Annotated in this window: 12 protein-coding genes; 3 read left to right on the top strand and 9 right to left on the bottom strand. The window is 42.6% G+C overall.

The annotated features are described in order from the left end of the window. From CDZ94_RS17040 to CDZ94_RS17030, 3 genes are all read right to left on the bottom strand, one after another. Positions 1–795: an ABC transporter ATP-binding protein gene (locus CDZ94_RS17040; protein ID WP_096439094.1), complete on the bottom strand. Its 795-nt coding sequence runs from the start codon at positions 793–795 to the stop codon at positions 1–3. After that, positions 782–1,792, bottom strand: a complete 1,011-nt coding sequence (locus CDZ94_RS17035; RefSeq protein WP_096439092.1) for an ABC transporter permease — start codon at positions 1,790–1,792, stop codon at positions 782–784. Before CDZ94_RS17035 ends, CDZ94_RS17040 begins: the two co-directional genes overlap by 14 nt. A gap of 417 nt (positions 1,793–2,209) precedes the next feature. Beyond that, a complete protein-coding gene (locus tag CDZ94_RS17030) occupies positions 2,210–3,265 on the bottom strand; it encodes an ABC transporter substrate-binding protein (protein WP_096439090.1) in 1,056 nt (351 codons plus the stop codon). A 342-nt stretch (positions 3,266–3,607) separates the two neighbouring features. On the opposite strand from CDZ94_RS17030, the gene guaC reads away from it, so the two are divergent. Then, positions 3,608–4,591, top strand: coding sequence for a GMP reductase (guaC, locus tag CDZ94_RS17025; protein ID WP_096439087.1), 984 nt, complete (start codon positions 3,608–3,610; stop codon positions 4,589–4,591). 100 nt (positions 4,592–4,691) lie between these two features. Here guaC and CDZ94_RS17020 read toward each other — a convergent pair whose 3' ends face one another. Beyond that, the gene (locus tag CDZ94_RS17020; protein ID WP_096439085.1) at positions 4,692–5,774 is read right to left on the bottom strand and encodes a M42 family metallopeptidase; all 1,083 of its coding nucleotides are present in this window, start codon (positions 5,772–5,774) and stop codon (positions 4,692–4,694) included. 239 nt (positions 5,775–6,013) lie between these two features. Between CDZ94_RS17020 and CDZ94_RS17015 the strand changes: the two genes are divergently transcribed. Together CDZ94_RS17015 and shc are read left to right on the top strand one after the other, a co-directional pair. After that, positions 6,014–7,450, top strand: a complete 1,437-nt coding sequence (locus CDZ94_RS17015; RefSeq protein ID WP_425352569.1) for an alanine/glycine:cation symporter family protein — start codon at positions 6,014–6,016, stop codon at positions 7,448–7,450. 178 nt (positions 7,451–7,628) lie between these two features. Continuing rightward, complete coding sequence (gene shc, locus CDZ94_RS17010; RefSeq protein WP_232735640.1) at positions 7,629–9,557, top strand: squalene--hopene cyclase; 1,929 nt, start codon at positions 7,629–7,631, stop codon at positions 9,555–9,557. Between the two features lie 30 nt (positions 9,558–9,587). On the opposite strand, the gene CDZ94_RS17005 is transcribed toward shc, so the two are convergent. From CDZ94_RS17005 to CDZ94_RS16985, 5 genes are all read right to left on the bottom strand, one after another. Continuing rightward, positions 9,588–10,991, bottom strand: coding sequence for a Na+/H+ antiporter NhaC family protein (locus CDZ94_RS17005; protein WP_096439081.1), 1,404 nt, complete (start codon positions 10,989–10,991; stop codon positions 9,588–9,590). A gap of 719 nt (positions 10,992–11,710) precedes the next feature. After that, entirely contained in the window at positions 11,711–13,729 is a 2,019-nt protein-coding gene (locus CDZ94_RS17000) for a M14 family zinc carboxypeptidase (RefSeq protein ID WP_096439079.1), read from the bottom strand. A 336-nt stretch (positions 13,730–14,065) separates the two neighbouring features. After that, positions 14,066–14,293 carry a hypothetical protein gene (locus CDZ94_RS16995; RefSeq protein WP_096439077.1) on the bottom strand — a complete coding sequence of 76 codons (228 nt, stop codon included), beginning with the start codon at positions 14,291–14,293 and terminating at the stop codon, positions 14,066–14,068. Next, the gene (locus tag CDZ94_RS16990; protein ID WP_198546734.1) at positions 14,271–15,578 is read right to left on the bottom strand and encodes a replicative DNA helicase; all 1,308 of its coding nucleotides are present in this window, start codon (positions 15,576–15,578) and stop codon (positions 14,271–14,273) included. Before CDZ94_RS16990 ends, CDZ94_RS16995 begins: the two co-directional genes overlap by 23 nt. Beyond that, positions 15,556–15,837 carry a replicative helicase loader/inhibitor gene (locus tag CDZ94_RS16985; RefSeq protein WP_096439073.1) on the bottom strand — a complete coding sequence of 94 codons (282 nt, stop codon included), beginning with the start codon at positions 15,835–15,837 and terminating at the stop codon, positions 15,556–15,558. The genes CDZ94_RS16990 and CDZ94_RS16985 overlap by 23 nt, the downstream gene beginning before the upstream one ends. Positions 15,838–15,840 lie beyond the last annotated feature (3 nt).

Here is a 15,840-nt window from a genome sequence, read left to right as displayed (position 1 = left end):
CTAACCTAAAACGGCTTTGTCATTTGCCATTTTTTCACCGCGGATCTGTTGGAATTCTTCTAATAGTTTTTCAATCGTTAAACTTTGCTTGTCTTCTCCTGCAACGTCTAATATGACTTGACCTTTATCCATCATGATCAAGCGGTTTCCAAGATCAAGTGCTTGCTGCATGTTATGGGTGACCATGAGTGTAGTAAGGTTGAATTTTTTTACGATCTCAGAGGTTAGATTTGTGATCAACTCTGCTCTTGCAGGATCAAGGGCTGCTGTATGCTCATCGAGTAACAGTAACTTCGGCTCTGTAAATGTCGCCATTAATAAAGAGAGTGCTTGACGCTCTCCACCAGATAATAGCCCGACTTTGGCCGAAAGACGGTCCTCAAGTCCAAGGTTTAACGTCTCTAAATACTCACGAAACAACGTTTTACGCTTTTTCGTCACACCCGCTTTAAACGTCCGTTGTTTATTTCGGGCATAAGCCATCGCTAGATTCTCTTCGATCGTCATCGATGGGGCCGTACCAGCCATTGGGTCCTGAAACACACGACCGATCATTTTAGACCTTTTATATTCAGGGAGGTGGGTCACAGTCTTTTTGTCAATGATGACATCCCCAACATCAGGGAGTAAACTACCTGATACGACATTCATCATCGTTGATTTACCAGCACCATTACTACCGATGATCGTTAAGAACTCACCGGATGTTAATGAAAGATTAATGTTTTTTAGTGCATTTTTTTCATCGAGGGTCCCTTCATTAAACGTAAGGTTTATGTGATTAAGTTGTAACATTGCTATCGCCTCCATTACTACCCGCTTGTAATTTTGACAATGCTGCTCGTTTTTTTAGACGTCTGCGCTTTTCTTTTCGTGCATCAATGATTTTCGGGGTAACGAGTGCAGCTATGACGATGATGGCCGTAATTAATTTCATATCCCCAGTGTCTAAAAAGTCGACGCGAAGGGCTAACGTAACAACGATTCGATAAACAATCGCTCCTCCAATAACGGCGAGCGTAATCCTTGCGATTGTTTTTGTACCAAAAAGTGCTTCCCCGATAATGACGGAGGCAAGCCCAATGATAATCATTCCAATCCCCATACCCACATCGGCAAAACCACCCAGTTGGGCGATGAGCGCACCAGAAAATGCAACAAGTGCGTTAGACAACCCTAGACCGAAGATGTAGAGCGCGTCTGTATTTGCTGAAAAACTCCGGATCATTTTTTTGTTATCACCCGTTGCTCTGAGTGCCAGTCCCAATTCTGTTTTCAAAAAATAATCAGTCAGTGCTTTCACGACCAAGACGAGGATTATTCCAAAGAGGAGGATCCCCCACGTCCGTGGAAATAGCTCCATTCCCATAAATGCGAGTATCCCGTTTAAGAAACTATCTATACCTATGGATTCCCACGAAGAACGAATTTGGGTGAATAGGGTGGTCTCATTTAATAAGGGGACATTTGATTGTCCCATGATCCGGAGATTAATCGAGTACAAGGCTATCATCATTAAAATCCCTGATAGTAAAGGGTTCACTTTACCTTTAGTATGTAATACCCCAGTAACACAACCTGCGGCAAATCCCGCGACAATCGCTACCATCGTTGCTAGAATCGGGGGCTGTCCGGAAACGATCATTACGGCTGCGACTGCTGCCCCTGTGACAAAACTTCCGTCAACTGTTAAGTCAGGGAAGTCTAGCACCCGAAAGGAGAGGTAAACACCGAGCGCCATTAACGCATAGATAATACCTGATTCAACTGCTCCAAATGTCGAAATAAACATACCATACCATGCCTTTCTCACTATAAGTGTGTGTTCAAAACTTCCATGTCTTATCAGACACCACAAGGTATGATAACTAGGTCTAAAGACACTAGTCACCGTATAAAAAGGAGGAAAAAGAGTCGAAAAGTTCAAGGAATCGCCACTCCCATCATTGTCAAGGGCCGAGGCGCTTCGGAGCTTTAAAGAGATAGAAAGCTATACTCCCTTTGTGGACCAACGCAGAAGTTCGACAGCTATTTTTCCTGGATTTTTTGAACACCCTCTATAATTTTTTAAATAAGGGAAGCACGTGCAAAAGCATCTGCATCTTGCACGTGCTCAAACTCTAAGAAGTAAGATGAATAGATATTAAAAGCACTTTTATAACGGGTGTTTTCTAAGAGATTGTTGCTATTTTTTGAGCGTTAGGTTTTCTTATTCAAACAGTTCGGCAAGTTCGTCCCAATCATCATGCCATTCAACAGATTGGGCATCTGCTGCACCTTTATTGATAATTAACTGCATATTTTCTGGATATTCAGCAGGAATATCTGCGGTTGTTTTATCACCACTAAGAACTTCAGCAGCCATTTCACCAGTACGGTAGCCAATCGAGTGATAATCAATGCCGAATGTAGCAAAACCACCTCTTTCAAGGGAATCTGGTTCACCTACAATAAGCGGGATACCATAGTCATTCGCAGCAGATACAACGACTTCAAGCGCAGATACAACGGTATTATCGGTAATAATGAAAAACACATCAGCTGTATCGATAAGAGACTCTGCCGCTTGTTGAACTTCTGCTGACGTGGAGACACTACGGGTAGTGGCTTCAAGAGTAGTCCCTTCTACCGCTGCTTCAACAGCCTCAATCTGGGCAACGGAATTTTGTTCCCCTGAGTTATAGATCAACCCAACTGTTGAATCACTGAAGTATTCGTCGATAAATGCGACTGTTTCTTCGACCGATTCCGGATGGAGATCAACGACGCCAGTAATGTTATCGCCTGGTTGATCAAATGACTCAATTAATCCGGCCCCTACAGCATCCGTCACCGACGTGAATATGATCGGAATATCATCGGTTGCTTGCAATGCACCTTGTGCACTAGGTGTGGAGTTTGCAAAAATTAAGTCAACATCATCGGAGACAAAGTTGTTTGCGATTGTCGATGTATTGTTTTGGTCACCTTGAGCATTTTGAAAGTCATAGGTGACTTGCTCTCCTTCTACAAAACCATTATCCGCTAAACCTTCTTTAAATCCTTCAAAAGCTGCATCTAATGACGGGTGTTCAACGATTTGCGTGGCGCCGATATGGAGTAACTCACCATCATCTTCAGTATTGGCATTCACTTCTTCTGAATTGTCACTTTCGTCTTCATTAGCATTTTCGTTACCATCAACATCGTCTTCAGAACCACATGCCGCTAACAAGGCAAAGCTCATCATTGCGACTCCAATCCGCATGTTCCACTTTCTTTTCATATCCTTTCCCCCTTGTTGTTTTGTCATAATTTTCTAACAATTAATTCTTATCATAATACATGGGCTCGTACATGTAAATACTAAACACCTAGTTTTTGTTACTAAAGTAGTAGATAGATTAAAAGATGAAGCGATTCTGCAATAAGCACCGAACATACTGCTAAACTGAAAATCATTCTGCACTTCAGCTCCGCACCCAGAGGGGCTTCAAATCACAAACGAATATTTAATACATATAAAACACAAAACTTTGACATAATGAAAAAAATGATGTAAATTACCTAATGTACGAACATTTATACACACAGTAGAATTTAATATTCGTTTTTAGGGGTGTTAATCATGGAAAATGTATTTGATTACGAAGATATTCAACTGATTCCAGCAAAATGTGTAGTAAATAGCCGATCTGAATGTGATACAACGGTAACCTTAGGCGGACATACCTTTAAACTACCGGTGGTGCCTGCAAATATGCAGACGATTATAGACGAAAAAATTGCCACTTTCTTAGCAGAAAACGGTTACTTCTATGTGATGCATCGTTTTGAACCAGAGAAGCGAGTCTCTTTTATCCAAGATATGCACTCTCGTGGGTTAATCGCTTCAATTAGTGTGGGCGTAAAAGAGGAGGAGTATGGCTTCATTGAGCAATTAGCAAATGACGGTCTTACACCGGAATTTATTACGATTGATATTGCACATGGTCATTCTAATGCGGTGATCGAGATGGTTCGGCATATTAAGAAACACTTGCCTCAAAGTTTTGTTATTGCAGGAAATGTCGGAACTCCAGAAGCCGTAAGAGAATTAGAACATGCAGGTGCAGATGCGACAAAAGTAGGCATCGGACCAGGAAAGGTATGTATTACGAAAATAAAAACCGGATTTGGTACTGGGGGTTGGCAATTAGCTGCACTGCGTTGGTGTGCAAAGGCCGCAAGTAAACCGATTATTGCTGACGGAGGCATTCGTACACATGGTGATGTCGCAAAGTCTATTCGATTCGGTGCAACGATGGTCATGATTGGTTCATTATTTGCCGGACATGAAGAATCTCCAGGAGAAACAACGGAGAAAGACGGAAAGCTGTATAAAGAATACTTCGGTTCTGCTTCGGAATTTCAAAAAGGCGAGAAGAAAAATGTAGAAGGCAAGAAAATGTATGTCGAGCACAAAGGGTCTTTAATGGACACGTTGACAGAAATGCAGCAAGACCTTCAATCCGCTATTTCTTATGCGGGCGGAAACAAGCTCGATTCGATCCGTAATGTTGATTATGTCGTTGTGAAAAATTCAATCTTTAACGGTGATAAGGTATATTAATAAACAAATTTTGGTTATTTTTCGAATAAAGCTAGATGAGCGAGATACCTTTACTACTCGCTCATCTTTTTGTTTGGAAAAAATCCTATTTCATGGACCTTTATTTGATAAAACTAAGATCTCCCCAGCTATCTACATCCGTGATGACTCGTTTTAATAAGGCAAATCCTAACTCGAAATCACGTAAATCCGCAACCTCTACTGGTGAGTGTGAGTAACGTCTTGCAAAAGTAACAGCGCCTGCTAACACGCCTTCTCGTTCTAAGTGAACGGCTGCCAAATCTGTTGTTGCCCCTGTCATTACCGCCAGCTGATACGGCATATCTAATTCTTTAGCATAGCGAATCAGGATATTTTTAACCTGCGGGGACATTATATTCCCGCGAACAGAGCCTCCAGCCAAAGCCGGGAACACGGGACCTTTTCCAATACCAACCGGATAACCGCTATTTATGCTATCAGGGGTATCAGCACAAGGGATAGTATCTAAAACCAAGGCAAAGTCCGGGTTTACTTTATAAGTTGCCACCTTCGCTCCACGCAGACCCACCTCTTCTTGAACCGCAATCACCCCAACTAATGTTCCCGAAAAATCTTTCTCATTGAAAAGGTCTTTAAATAACTCCAATAGAAGAACACAGCAAGAGCGATTATCAATCGCTTTTCCACAGACTAAATCTGGATTTGTAAATTGTTCAATCTCACTTATGTAGGATATGGAATCACCGATTTGGATTCCCATGGTATGTACTTCTTCTTTTGACGAGGCGCCAACATCAATATAAAGCTCGTGAATCGATGGAATCGATTTTCTTTCCTCAGCTGTTTGAAGGTGTCCTGCTTTGACACCAACAACGCCAAAATGACCGTTCACATTCACTTTTCGTCCGACGAGCAATGACTCAATCATTCCCCCTGTTCGCTCTATTTTGATAAACCCTCTTTCATCAACATCACGGACAACACAACCAATTTCATCTGAGTGTGCCGAAACCATCATTTTAGGGCCTGGCTTATTTCCATGAAGATAAGCATAAATGTTCCCCATATGATCGACATCAATTTCATCAGCAACCGGCGTAAACAAATCGACTAATGATTTTACAACGTTCATCTCTTGACCTGGTGTTCCTTGTATCGACGCCACCTCACGTAACTGCTCTAAAAACACCTGTTTTTTCATTGATGCTTCCCCTCTCGCAATAAAAAGTTTACTAGAATCATACCATAGTTAGAATTCTTTATAAAAACGGAATATTCTCATTCATTTTCAATACTTCGAGAATACGGAGAGATCGTTTCCTAATGTGAACAATGTTTGAAATTTCCCTACAAGTATCAGATAATTTGTACAACTCCACTTGTATATCACTTGATTTCAGCTATTGACCCTTTAGTAAAACATCATTATTTTGCGAAAGGATTGATTGGATGGAAAACTGGTTTGGAGATTTCGTAGCATTAGGAAATGACCTGATCTGGACGTACATACTCATTGGTCTTCTCCTTGTATTAGGTTTTTACTTTACCTTTGTAACAAGAGTTGTTCAGTTTCGGTTATTGGGGGACATGGTGCGCCAGCTTTTCAAAGCTGATCGGAAGGCTTTTAAAGAGGGAAAAGGAACGACACCTTTTCAAGCATTTTCAATTAGTACAGCCGCACGTGTTGGAACCGGTAACCTTGCTGGTGTAGCTGTAGCGATCTCTCTTGGAGGTCCAGGAGCGATTTTCTGGATGTGGCTCATTGCTCTTATCGGAGCAGCAACCGGCTTTATCGAGAGTACCTTGGCTCAAATTTATAAAGTGAAAGATAAAAACGGGTTTCGAGGGGGACCCGCATACTATATGGAAAAAGGCCTTGGATCTCGTTGGCTAGGATTACTGTTCGCGGTACTCATCACCCTTTGTTTCGGTCTCATTTTTAACGCGGTTCAAACGAATACGATTGCGGATGCCTTTGTTGGCGCCTACGATATCAATCCTGCTGTCATTGGCGCAATTATCGCCGTTCTCATTGGCATTATTATTTTCGGAGGTATAAGACGAATCGCGGTGGTAGCAGAAGTGATTGTGCCGGTGTTTGCCACCAGCTACATTATCATTGCTCTTATAGTAATGATATTAAATGTTACCGAAGTACCTGCCGTGTTTTCATTGATTTTAAGCAATGCATTTGGTATTCAAGAGGTCGTTGGCGGTGGATTTGGGGCTGCTATTATGAACGGTATTCAACGCGGGCTTTTCTCAAATGAAGCCGGAATGGGAAGTGCTCCAAATGCCGCAGCAACGGTTTATGTCTCTCACCCTGTTAAACAAGGCCTTGTCCAATCGTTAAGCGTCTTAATTGATACGATCATCATTTGTAGCGCCACTGCATTCTTGATTTTGCTAACGGATGTTTACACAGTTGGAGAAATAGAAGGAATTCAGCTTACCCAAAATGCAATGACTGCCCATTTGGGTGATTGGGCAAGCATCTTCGTCACGGTTGCCATTTTCTTTTTTGCCTTTAGCTCATTGCTCGGAAATTACTATTATGGTCAAACGAACATCGAATTTATTTCAGAAAAGAAGATTTACCTCACGATCTTCCGTGTCGCTTTTCTCATCATGGTCATGGTAGGAGCCACTAGTGAGTTAGCGATCATCTGGGAGATGGCAGACTTATTTATGGGAATGATGGCAGTCGTTAACCTTATCGCGATTGCCCTCTTGACCAAGGTTGCTGTACGCGCCTTAAGAGATTACCAAGCGCAGCTTCGTGAAGGCAAAGACCCTGCCTTTTACCGAAACAGCTTCAAAGGATTAAAGAATGTAGAAAGCTGGGACGACAGTCCAGACTCAGACTCTCAAAAGTAAAGATGTAAATGAATGAATAAGCCGTAAAAAAACGTGCCTGGTCACTTTACCAAGTGGCTAGGCACGAATGCTTTAGCACTTTTTTATATGGTACATTGCGATAGTTCGACAAGTCACAGCACTACAAAACCCGTTCTAATTAAGCAGGCACACACATATACTTCTTTTCGGAGGAAGTATGTACGCGAATCAAATGGAAGTAGCAATTGGGGGGGATCGCTTGAACAAGGATGTAACGAAAACGATCGATACGTTAGTCCAAGAGCTGCGGGCTATGCAGGTAAATGACGGGTCATGGCGGTTTTGTTTTGAAACAGGCCCGATGACAGACGCGTATACGATCATTCTTTTAAGAACTCTCGAATACGAGGGAGAAGAATGGCTCATAAAGCAACTGGTGGAACGACTCCTTCATAAACAAGAAAAAAATGGCGCATGGAAACTGTTCCGTGATGAAAAAGAAGGCCACCTCTCCGTTACCGTAGAGGCGTATTTTGCTTTACTTTATTCCGGGTACGTAAAAGAACATTCGAACAATATGAAAAGAGCAAAAGCGTTTATTTTGAAGCACGGTGGGTTGACTGGCACTGGCCCCTTTACACAAGCCATGCTCGCATTAAACGAACAAATTCGCTGGCCCAAGCTGTTTAAAGTTCCTATTGAACTTCTCCTTCTTCCTCGTTCTTCACCGGTGAATGTTTACGATATTGTCAGCTACTCTCGTGTGCACCTCACGGCTGTTCTTATTCCATCCACCCTCGACTATAGCCGGAAAACTAAACAAACACCCGACCTATCAAGTCTCATTTCATCACGTGTTCCAAATAATGCGGAGTTTGATACCGAGGAATCGAGATTAATCTTGCAAACAATTAAAAACGAAATTAAAAAGTTGCTAGACGCACCTAAACAGCTGCGAAAGGACGCATTAAAAAAAGCGGAACGGCTTCTCCTTGAGCGGATTGAGCCTGACGGATTACACTTTAGTTATGTTAGCGCCACCGTGTTCATGGTGTTCGCCCTTCTAGCCCTTGGCTACTCGAAAAAACATCCACTTATCACGAAGGCAGTTAACGGGATTAAAAACCAAGTTTGCCTAACGACTCGCTTTTATCATATTGAATTTGCCACGTCCACGATTTGGGATACTTCACAACTATCCCACGCCCTCCAACAAGCCGGTGTCCCGTCAGCAGATGAGATGGTCGTAAAAGCTAATCATTATTTACTTTCACGCCAACATGTCCTTTACGGGGACTGGGCATTTAATAATCCAAGCACCTTGCCCGGGGGCTGGGGGTTTTCAGACATTAATACATTTCTCCCTGACGTCGACGATACGGCCGCTTCGTTACGGGCGGTCAAACAGACGGTCCTTGAACATCCGCAGTATCGAAATGCCTGGAACAGGGGACTTGACTGGGTAATGTCAATGCAAAACAAGGACGGAGGATGGGCCGCATTTGAGAAAAATACAACGAAAAAACGGATCACGCTACTTCCTTTTCCAAACGCTGGACGCATCCTCCTTGACCCTTCTACAACCGATTTAACCGGCAGGGCTCTTGAGTTTTTAGGAAACGAAGCGAACATTCTTTTGCCCCACCCGCAAATGGAAGACGCGTTTCGGTGGCTTGTGAAGAATCAGGAAACAGACGGTTCATGGTACGGTCGGTGGGGCATTTGTTACATTTACGGTACGTGGGCTGCTCTGACAGGGATGAAAGCCATTGGCATCGATTCAAGCCACGCTTCCATCAAACGCGGAGTGAACTGGCTACGTTCGATCCAAAATAATGACGGGGGCTGGGGGGAATCGTGTTACAGCGATATCCGCAAAGTCTATGTGCCACTCGGTGCCAGTACGTTGTCTCAAACCGCCTGGGCCATCGATGCCTTAGTGGCTGCTTTTGACAAACCGACAGAGGCCATCCAGCGCGGCGTCACCTATTTAATCGAGAACCTTCACCGAAATGATTGGACGACCAACTACCCGACAGGTGCCGCGATTCCCGGTCATTTTTATATCTATTATCATAGCTACAACTATATTTGGCCCCTTCTCGCATTATCCAACTACCGGAAAAAATACGAATCGCTAAGGTGAGCAGTTATCGCTGACTGCTCTTTTTGTTCATCATAACAAAAACGGAATAACAGTATAGAGAACGGCAGTAATGGCAGCGGCAATCAGCGCAGGTTTTAACTTAAAGTGTGCGTAGTCAATGACAGTTAGCCCGAGTATTTTTGCAATTGTATTTGTGTCATCACTTAATGGAGAAGAAAACGCCCCGAAAGAGCCACTAGCAAACACGGCTCCAATCACTAAGGGGAGATTTACGTCTGCAGCAAAGGAAAGAGAAACACCTAGAGGCATTAATATCCCCCACGCTCCCCATGCCGATCCGATAAAGTAAGATATAGCAGCCCCGAACAAGAACAGTAAAGGTGTGAGAAACATATGAGGGATCCATCCTATATTTTCCGTAACAAAGCTGGATAAACCTAAATCATCCGTCACGGAAGATAATCCCCAAACAACGGATAATAGGACAATGACCGACATTAATTCATTTCCACCCAGAATAAAACTGTCTATCAAATTTGACAGTTCAAAACGCTGAAATAAAAAGAAGATCATACTCAACAAAACAGTAATTACCAAGGCAACCACCATCGCTTGCAATACATCAGCCTTAATAAACGCTTGAAAAAAATTCACACCTTCTCCCCTGCCATCCCACCACGTTAAAAATAACGTGAGGCTAATGACCAATATAATCGGGATAATTAAATTCCAAGGTTTATTCGGTAAATCCAACGATACGGATGGATGACAATTATGCCAATCTTCTTCTGGCTCCTCATCTTTTATTTCTGTTGGCGCGTCTGTTTGGGAATGGTGAAAGAAACTCAAGTAGATTCCAAGCAAAATAATCACAAAGGCAAAAAAGTTAAACGGAATACTTCGAATGAATAAATCATACGGGTCTAGTGAGCTCCCCTCATTCTCCACCGAAATTTGAATAACCGATACCATATATCCAACAAAGGCCGTTGCAACAGGTATTAAAACAATGACAGGTGTTGCTGTTGTTTCAATCACAAATCCAAGCTCTTTCGTAGACATTTTTACTTTTTTCAAGAGCGCTTTCATAATAGGAGCAATGGTAACAAACCGAAAAGTTGGAGCACTAAAGGTACCGATCGTAGAAATATATGTAAGAATAAGCGCTTGTTTTTTATTCACAACCTTCTCAGACGCAGCTTCAACAAACCCTTTAATGCCACCACTCGTTTTAATGATGCCAACAAGGCCAGAAAAAGCATAAAGAAACACAATGATTTTAATATTGTTTTCATCAATCAATGCTTCAACTACATAAGTAAGCATTGTTTGGATGCCACCCAGAAGACTCGGATTAGCAAGGTAAGAACCAACTAGCAAACCAACAATTAGACCGGGCAATACTTGTCTCGTATACATCGCTATAGGAATAACCAATAAAAAAGGGATGATCGATAGCCAACTAGCTTCCATGGGACACCTCACTAATCCAGTATAATTTCGTTCATCTACTTAGCATGTGGCACTGGAGTGAAATTATGTAAGTGAGTCCCCGAGACTTCCTTTGACTTGCTACGGTCTCCAACTTGCTTGCTGTTAAATTAAGAGTAACTTTATTAAGCTCCGTTGGCCTCCATCTGCTCGCTTTCCGCGGACGAACCGCCAAGCCTCCTCGGGGAAATGCGCCCTGCGGGGTTTCGGCTGGTCCGTTTTTCCGCAGGAGCCTTACAGATTACGGCCTACTTCGCAGAAGATCTTTTTTATTAAGGGACTTTTTAGACACATTTCAACTTGGGTACGGTCTCCAACTTGCTTGCTGTTAAATTAAGAGTAGCTTTATTAAGCTCCGTTGGCCTCCATCTGCTCGCTTTCCGCGGACGAACCGCCAAGCCTCCTCGGGGAAATGCGCCCTGCGGGGTCTCGGCTGGTCCGTTTTTCCGCAGGAGCCTTACAGATTACGGCCTACTTCGCAGAAGATCTTTTTTATTAAGGGAGCTTTTAAACACAAACCGTTGAGCTGCCCGGGCTCAGAATGATGAAATTCATTCGAAGAGCTAATTTAGAAAGAGGAAATTTTTGAAACTCGAGAGGAAAACTTAAAGGGGATGAGATAATTCAAAAAAGCAGCATGAAAACAGTTCCCATGCTTCAAATAAAACAAACCCAGAGAAAATTCTCCGGGTTTGTTTCACTTAGTAAAGTTTGTATTGTACCTCAAGGGCATCCCAAAAACTGATATCCGCCTCATATATTGATTTATTAGCAGATGCTTCAAGCACAGACTTCATTGCTACAACGCCTTGTTCAATTAGGTTCCCGTTACTTTTTTGGCCTGATATTGACGTATGGTAAGGAGAGTTAGTAAAGCCTCTCATCTCAAATAATAAGGTCGGGATATCATAATTTGCAGGAAGGTGGTTTCTAGCATTTGAAGTTGCTGTTCCTTCACTATCGTATTTAGCTATATTGGCATAGCCTTTATTCTCTAATGAATGGTAAAGGACCGATCCTATTTGTTTAGATTGATAGAGCACATTTTCCTTTACACCTGAGTTTGTAGGGTAAAGAATTGATCCTGATACTAATTCATTGTCTCCTACAGCACGATCAGCTGTTTGCGTATGAAAATCTATCGCAAAATCAATTTCATACTCCTGTAAAATATTTTCATGCAATGCTCTCGTTTCAGGCTGGGAAAGACTGTTGTGCGTACGATTCAAGTCAATGCCATTCGCATTGTTTCTTGTTGGTCCATTTGGGTCTAATAAATTTGACGTATCCCAATTCACATCACCCTCTGCCCCATCAGGATTTAAACGCGGTACGATAAGGAGGTTGACTTGCTCGCTAAGTTCACGGACTTCCTTGCTATTTGCTGACAACCGCTGAATCAGACGTAAAGCTGATTCTGTAGGTAGTGCTTCATTACCATGTTTTTGAGTGATATAAAGCAGAGTCGGATTGTCTGGATTATTACCAAATTTAACAAGATGAAGATCACGCCCCTGGACCGACTGACCAAATACGTCTACTTCCAGTAAATCCGATTGATCATCTGCCTTGATCAAAGCGTCCTTGAGTTCTTCGTTACTTGTAAAACGTTCAGTTTTTATCGCCTGATGCGGTGTTACTTGAGGACCACTAAGCTGTAGATTTGAAGAAGCTAAAATATCCTCGATAGTCAACGTATATTGCTCCTCAAGTGTGTCCCAAAAGCTTGTATCAGCTTCGTGGATTGAGCTGTCTGCTACTGCTGAGGTGGCTTCTTTCATAGAAATCAAACCTTGCTCGATTAAATGACCATTGCTTTTTTGTCCAAGAATCGACGGGTTGTCAGGTGAATTCGTAACCCCTCTTAGTTCAAGCAACAAAGTAGGGATTTCATAATAGACTGGAAAGTGGTTTCGAGCATTAGAGGTAACGGTACTGCCACTTTCATACTTAGCAATATTAGCATGTCCTCTGTTTTCTAACGCATCGTAAATCACACTCCCTAATTTCTTAGATTGCTCAACGACGTCTTCCTTAACATTCGAATTTGTAGGATATAGCATTGAGCCAGAAACGAGTTCATCGTCTCCGATAGCTCGATTCGCTGATTGTGTGTGAAAATCGATGGCAAAATCAATATCATACTCCCTAAGTACGTTTTCATGCAGTGCCTCTGTTTCAGGCTGTGACAGGCTGTTATGTGTACGGTTTAAATCAATTCCGTTAGCATTGTTTCGTGTTGGCCCGTTGGGATCTATTAAATTTGACGTATCCCAATTCACATCCCCCTCTGCTCCGTCAGGATTCAAACGAGGAACAATCAGAATGTTTACTTGTTCACTAAGATCACGGACTTCCTTGCTATTTGAGGATAAATACTGGATGAACCGTAAAGCCGATTCAGTTGGAATTGCCGCCGTTCCGTGTTTTTGAGTAATATAAAGGATTGTAGGATTATCAGGGTTATTACCGAACTTAACAAGGTTTAGATCCCGTCCCTGTACGGACTGCCCAAATACCTCAACTTCTAGTAGATCTGACTGTTCTTCTGCCTTGGTCAACTTACTTCTTAATTCCTCGTAGCTTGTAAACCTTTCAATCTTGTTCTCTTGATTTGAATTATTGTTTGGACCATTTCCTGATGCATGAGTTTTCGGATAAACCAGGAATGAAACTACCAACAAGATAGTAAGTGTGCAAGCCATTGATTTTTTTAACATACCCTTTCCTCCCAATTAAGATATTTTAAAACCTCCTAATTTCCCCCCAAAAAATAGATACTCTTCTCAATCTATAAACCACTTCCTCTTTATGATTCTATTTTCCTTGAAACGATAGAAGTAGTTTTAAAGTAACCAATTACACACTTTCCTCGGAAAATGACAAAAAAAGCTATGAAATGACATCTAAGTACAGTCTCGAAATATTTGTGAAAATGGTCATTACTCCCGATCCCTGTAGCTTTTCGTCATAAATAACCGACTGTGTCTATAGTCCCTGTTTAGTAAATTTGGATTTTTTCTAGTAAAAGGTGAGGTATGCTAAGTGAATAACTCCTAAATGGGTTTCTGGAGGCTTACTCTTCTCCTCTGTTCCACCCTCCGCTTGTAACCTGCAATATGCGGATTCAGTGCCGTGCCGTATTTTTCACATACATACTCGATATTTCTAGCATCCCCGTCCATCGATACGGCTTTCTTTTCATAGACCAACCATTCGATTAAATAAATGAGACTTGTGTACCCCCCAGCAACCGCTTCGTTATATACTTGCCGGATAGTCATTGGCCACCGCCTCCTCACCAAGATTTACGAACAAATTGTGCTGCTTTTCAAACCCAAGCTCTATGGTGCCAACTGGACCTTCTCGCTGTTTAGCAATGATAATTTCCATGATATTTTTCCGCTCCGTCTCCTGATCGTAATAGTCATCGCGGTAAAGAAACGAAACGATGTCTGCATCTTGCTCGAGACTACCGGACTCACGCAAGTCAGCGAGCGTCGGGCGTTTATTCTGACGTGATTCGACGCCTCTTGATAGCTGGGATAAGGCAATCACCGGGATATTTAAATCGCGAGCGATGGTTTTAAGCGCGCGGGAAATCTCAGTAACTTGTTCCTGACGATTCCCTTTATTAGAAATGGGCTGCAGAAGCTGAAGATAATCCACTACAATGAAGTGTTGCTTATTGGGGTACTGTCGGATCAGTTTTCTCGTGTTTGCGTACATCTCTGTAATTTTCACTGACGATTGGTCACACAAGTACAGATTCTTCTCAGACAATTCGCTAATGGAAAGCGAATAGCGGTCCCAATCATTAGAGTCGAATCGTCTCTTAGGATAACGCATTTTCTGAGAGTCAATCCGACCTTTCGCTGCGATCATCCGATTGAGAAACTGTTCACTGCTCATCTCAAGGGAATATAAATGGCCATATGCGTTCTCATCCATGTGTCCCATCGCCATGTTGATGGCGAAAGCGGTTTTTCCCACGGACGGCCTCGCTGCAACGATAATCAACTGTCCATTCCCGTGTCCGTTCGTGAGCATATCGTATTGGTGAAACCCCGTATGCAAACCGCGATTGGATACGCCATTGAGTGCCTGATCATAGACTTCTATCAATTTCTCCTTCAATACGAAATCAACGTGTTGCATTCCGGTTTCTTCAATGCTTTTTAGTTCCCGCAAAAAGCTTTCTACAGCTTCCTCATCTGTTACCTCTTCGGTTTTGGACAAAAATTGCTGAGCCTGCTTACGCACCTGACTCTTTTTCCAAGTCCGTAGCAGAATTCGTTCATACATTTTAAATGACTCCGGAGACGGAACAGCTCCGATCATATCCCCGATGTTAAGCTGACTCATATGAGCAGATCCGAGCCGCTCAGTGAGGGTCGCATTGTTAATCTCCTCGTCCTGTTTCCTTATTTCAAACATCGTTTTTAACAGCTGCTGGTGGTGAATGGAAAGCTGATCTGGCCTGACTTCCACCTCGGTGATGATCGAGTTATCAATAAGAATGCAGCCAAGCAGTAGCATTTCTGCTTCAAGATTGTACTGGTCCACCATCTGCCTTCGCCTCCCATTCTGCAATTTGTGATAACACATCCTTGTTGTGTTCCGGTCGTGGACGGTCATACAGGTCATAAATCATCGGAGGATATTGGCTAGATACGACAAATTGGTCGAGGCGTCTTATCACCTTTTTGTAATCCTGCTTTTTCATGACACGATACCATGCTTCGACAGTAGCTGGTTCAAGTTTCAATTTTCCCGGATAAAAACGATCAATTTCCTGCAGCAAACGCCCTGTCTCTTTAAGCTCCATCCC

The organism is Alteribacter populi, from assembly GCF_002352765.1.
In the GTDB taxonomy this organism is placed as follows: Bacteria; Bacillota; Bacilli; order Bacillales; family Salisediminibacteriaceae; genus Alteribacter; species Alteribacter populi.
Note: the sequence above shows the minus strand (reverse complement) of the source record. Positions and strands in the feature narration are given on the sequence as shown.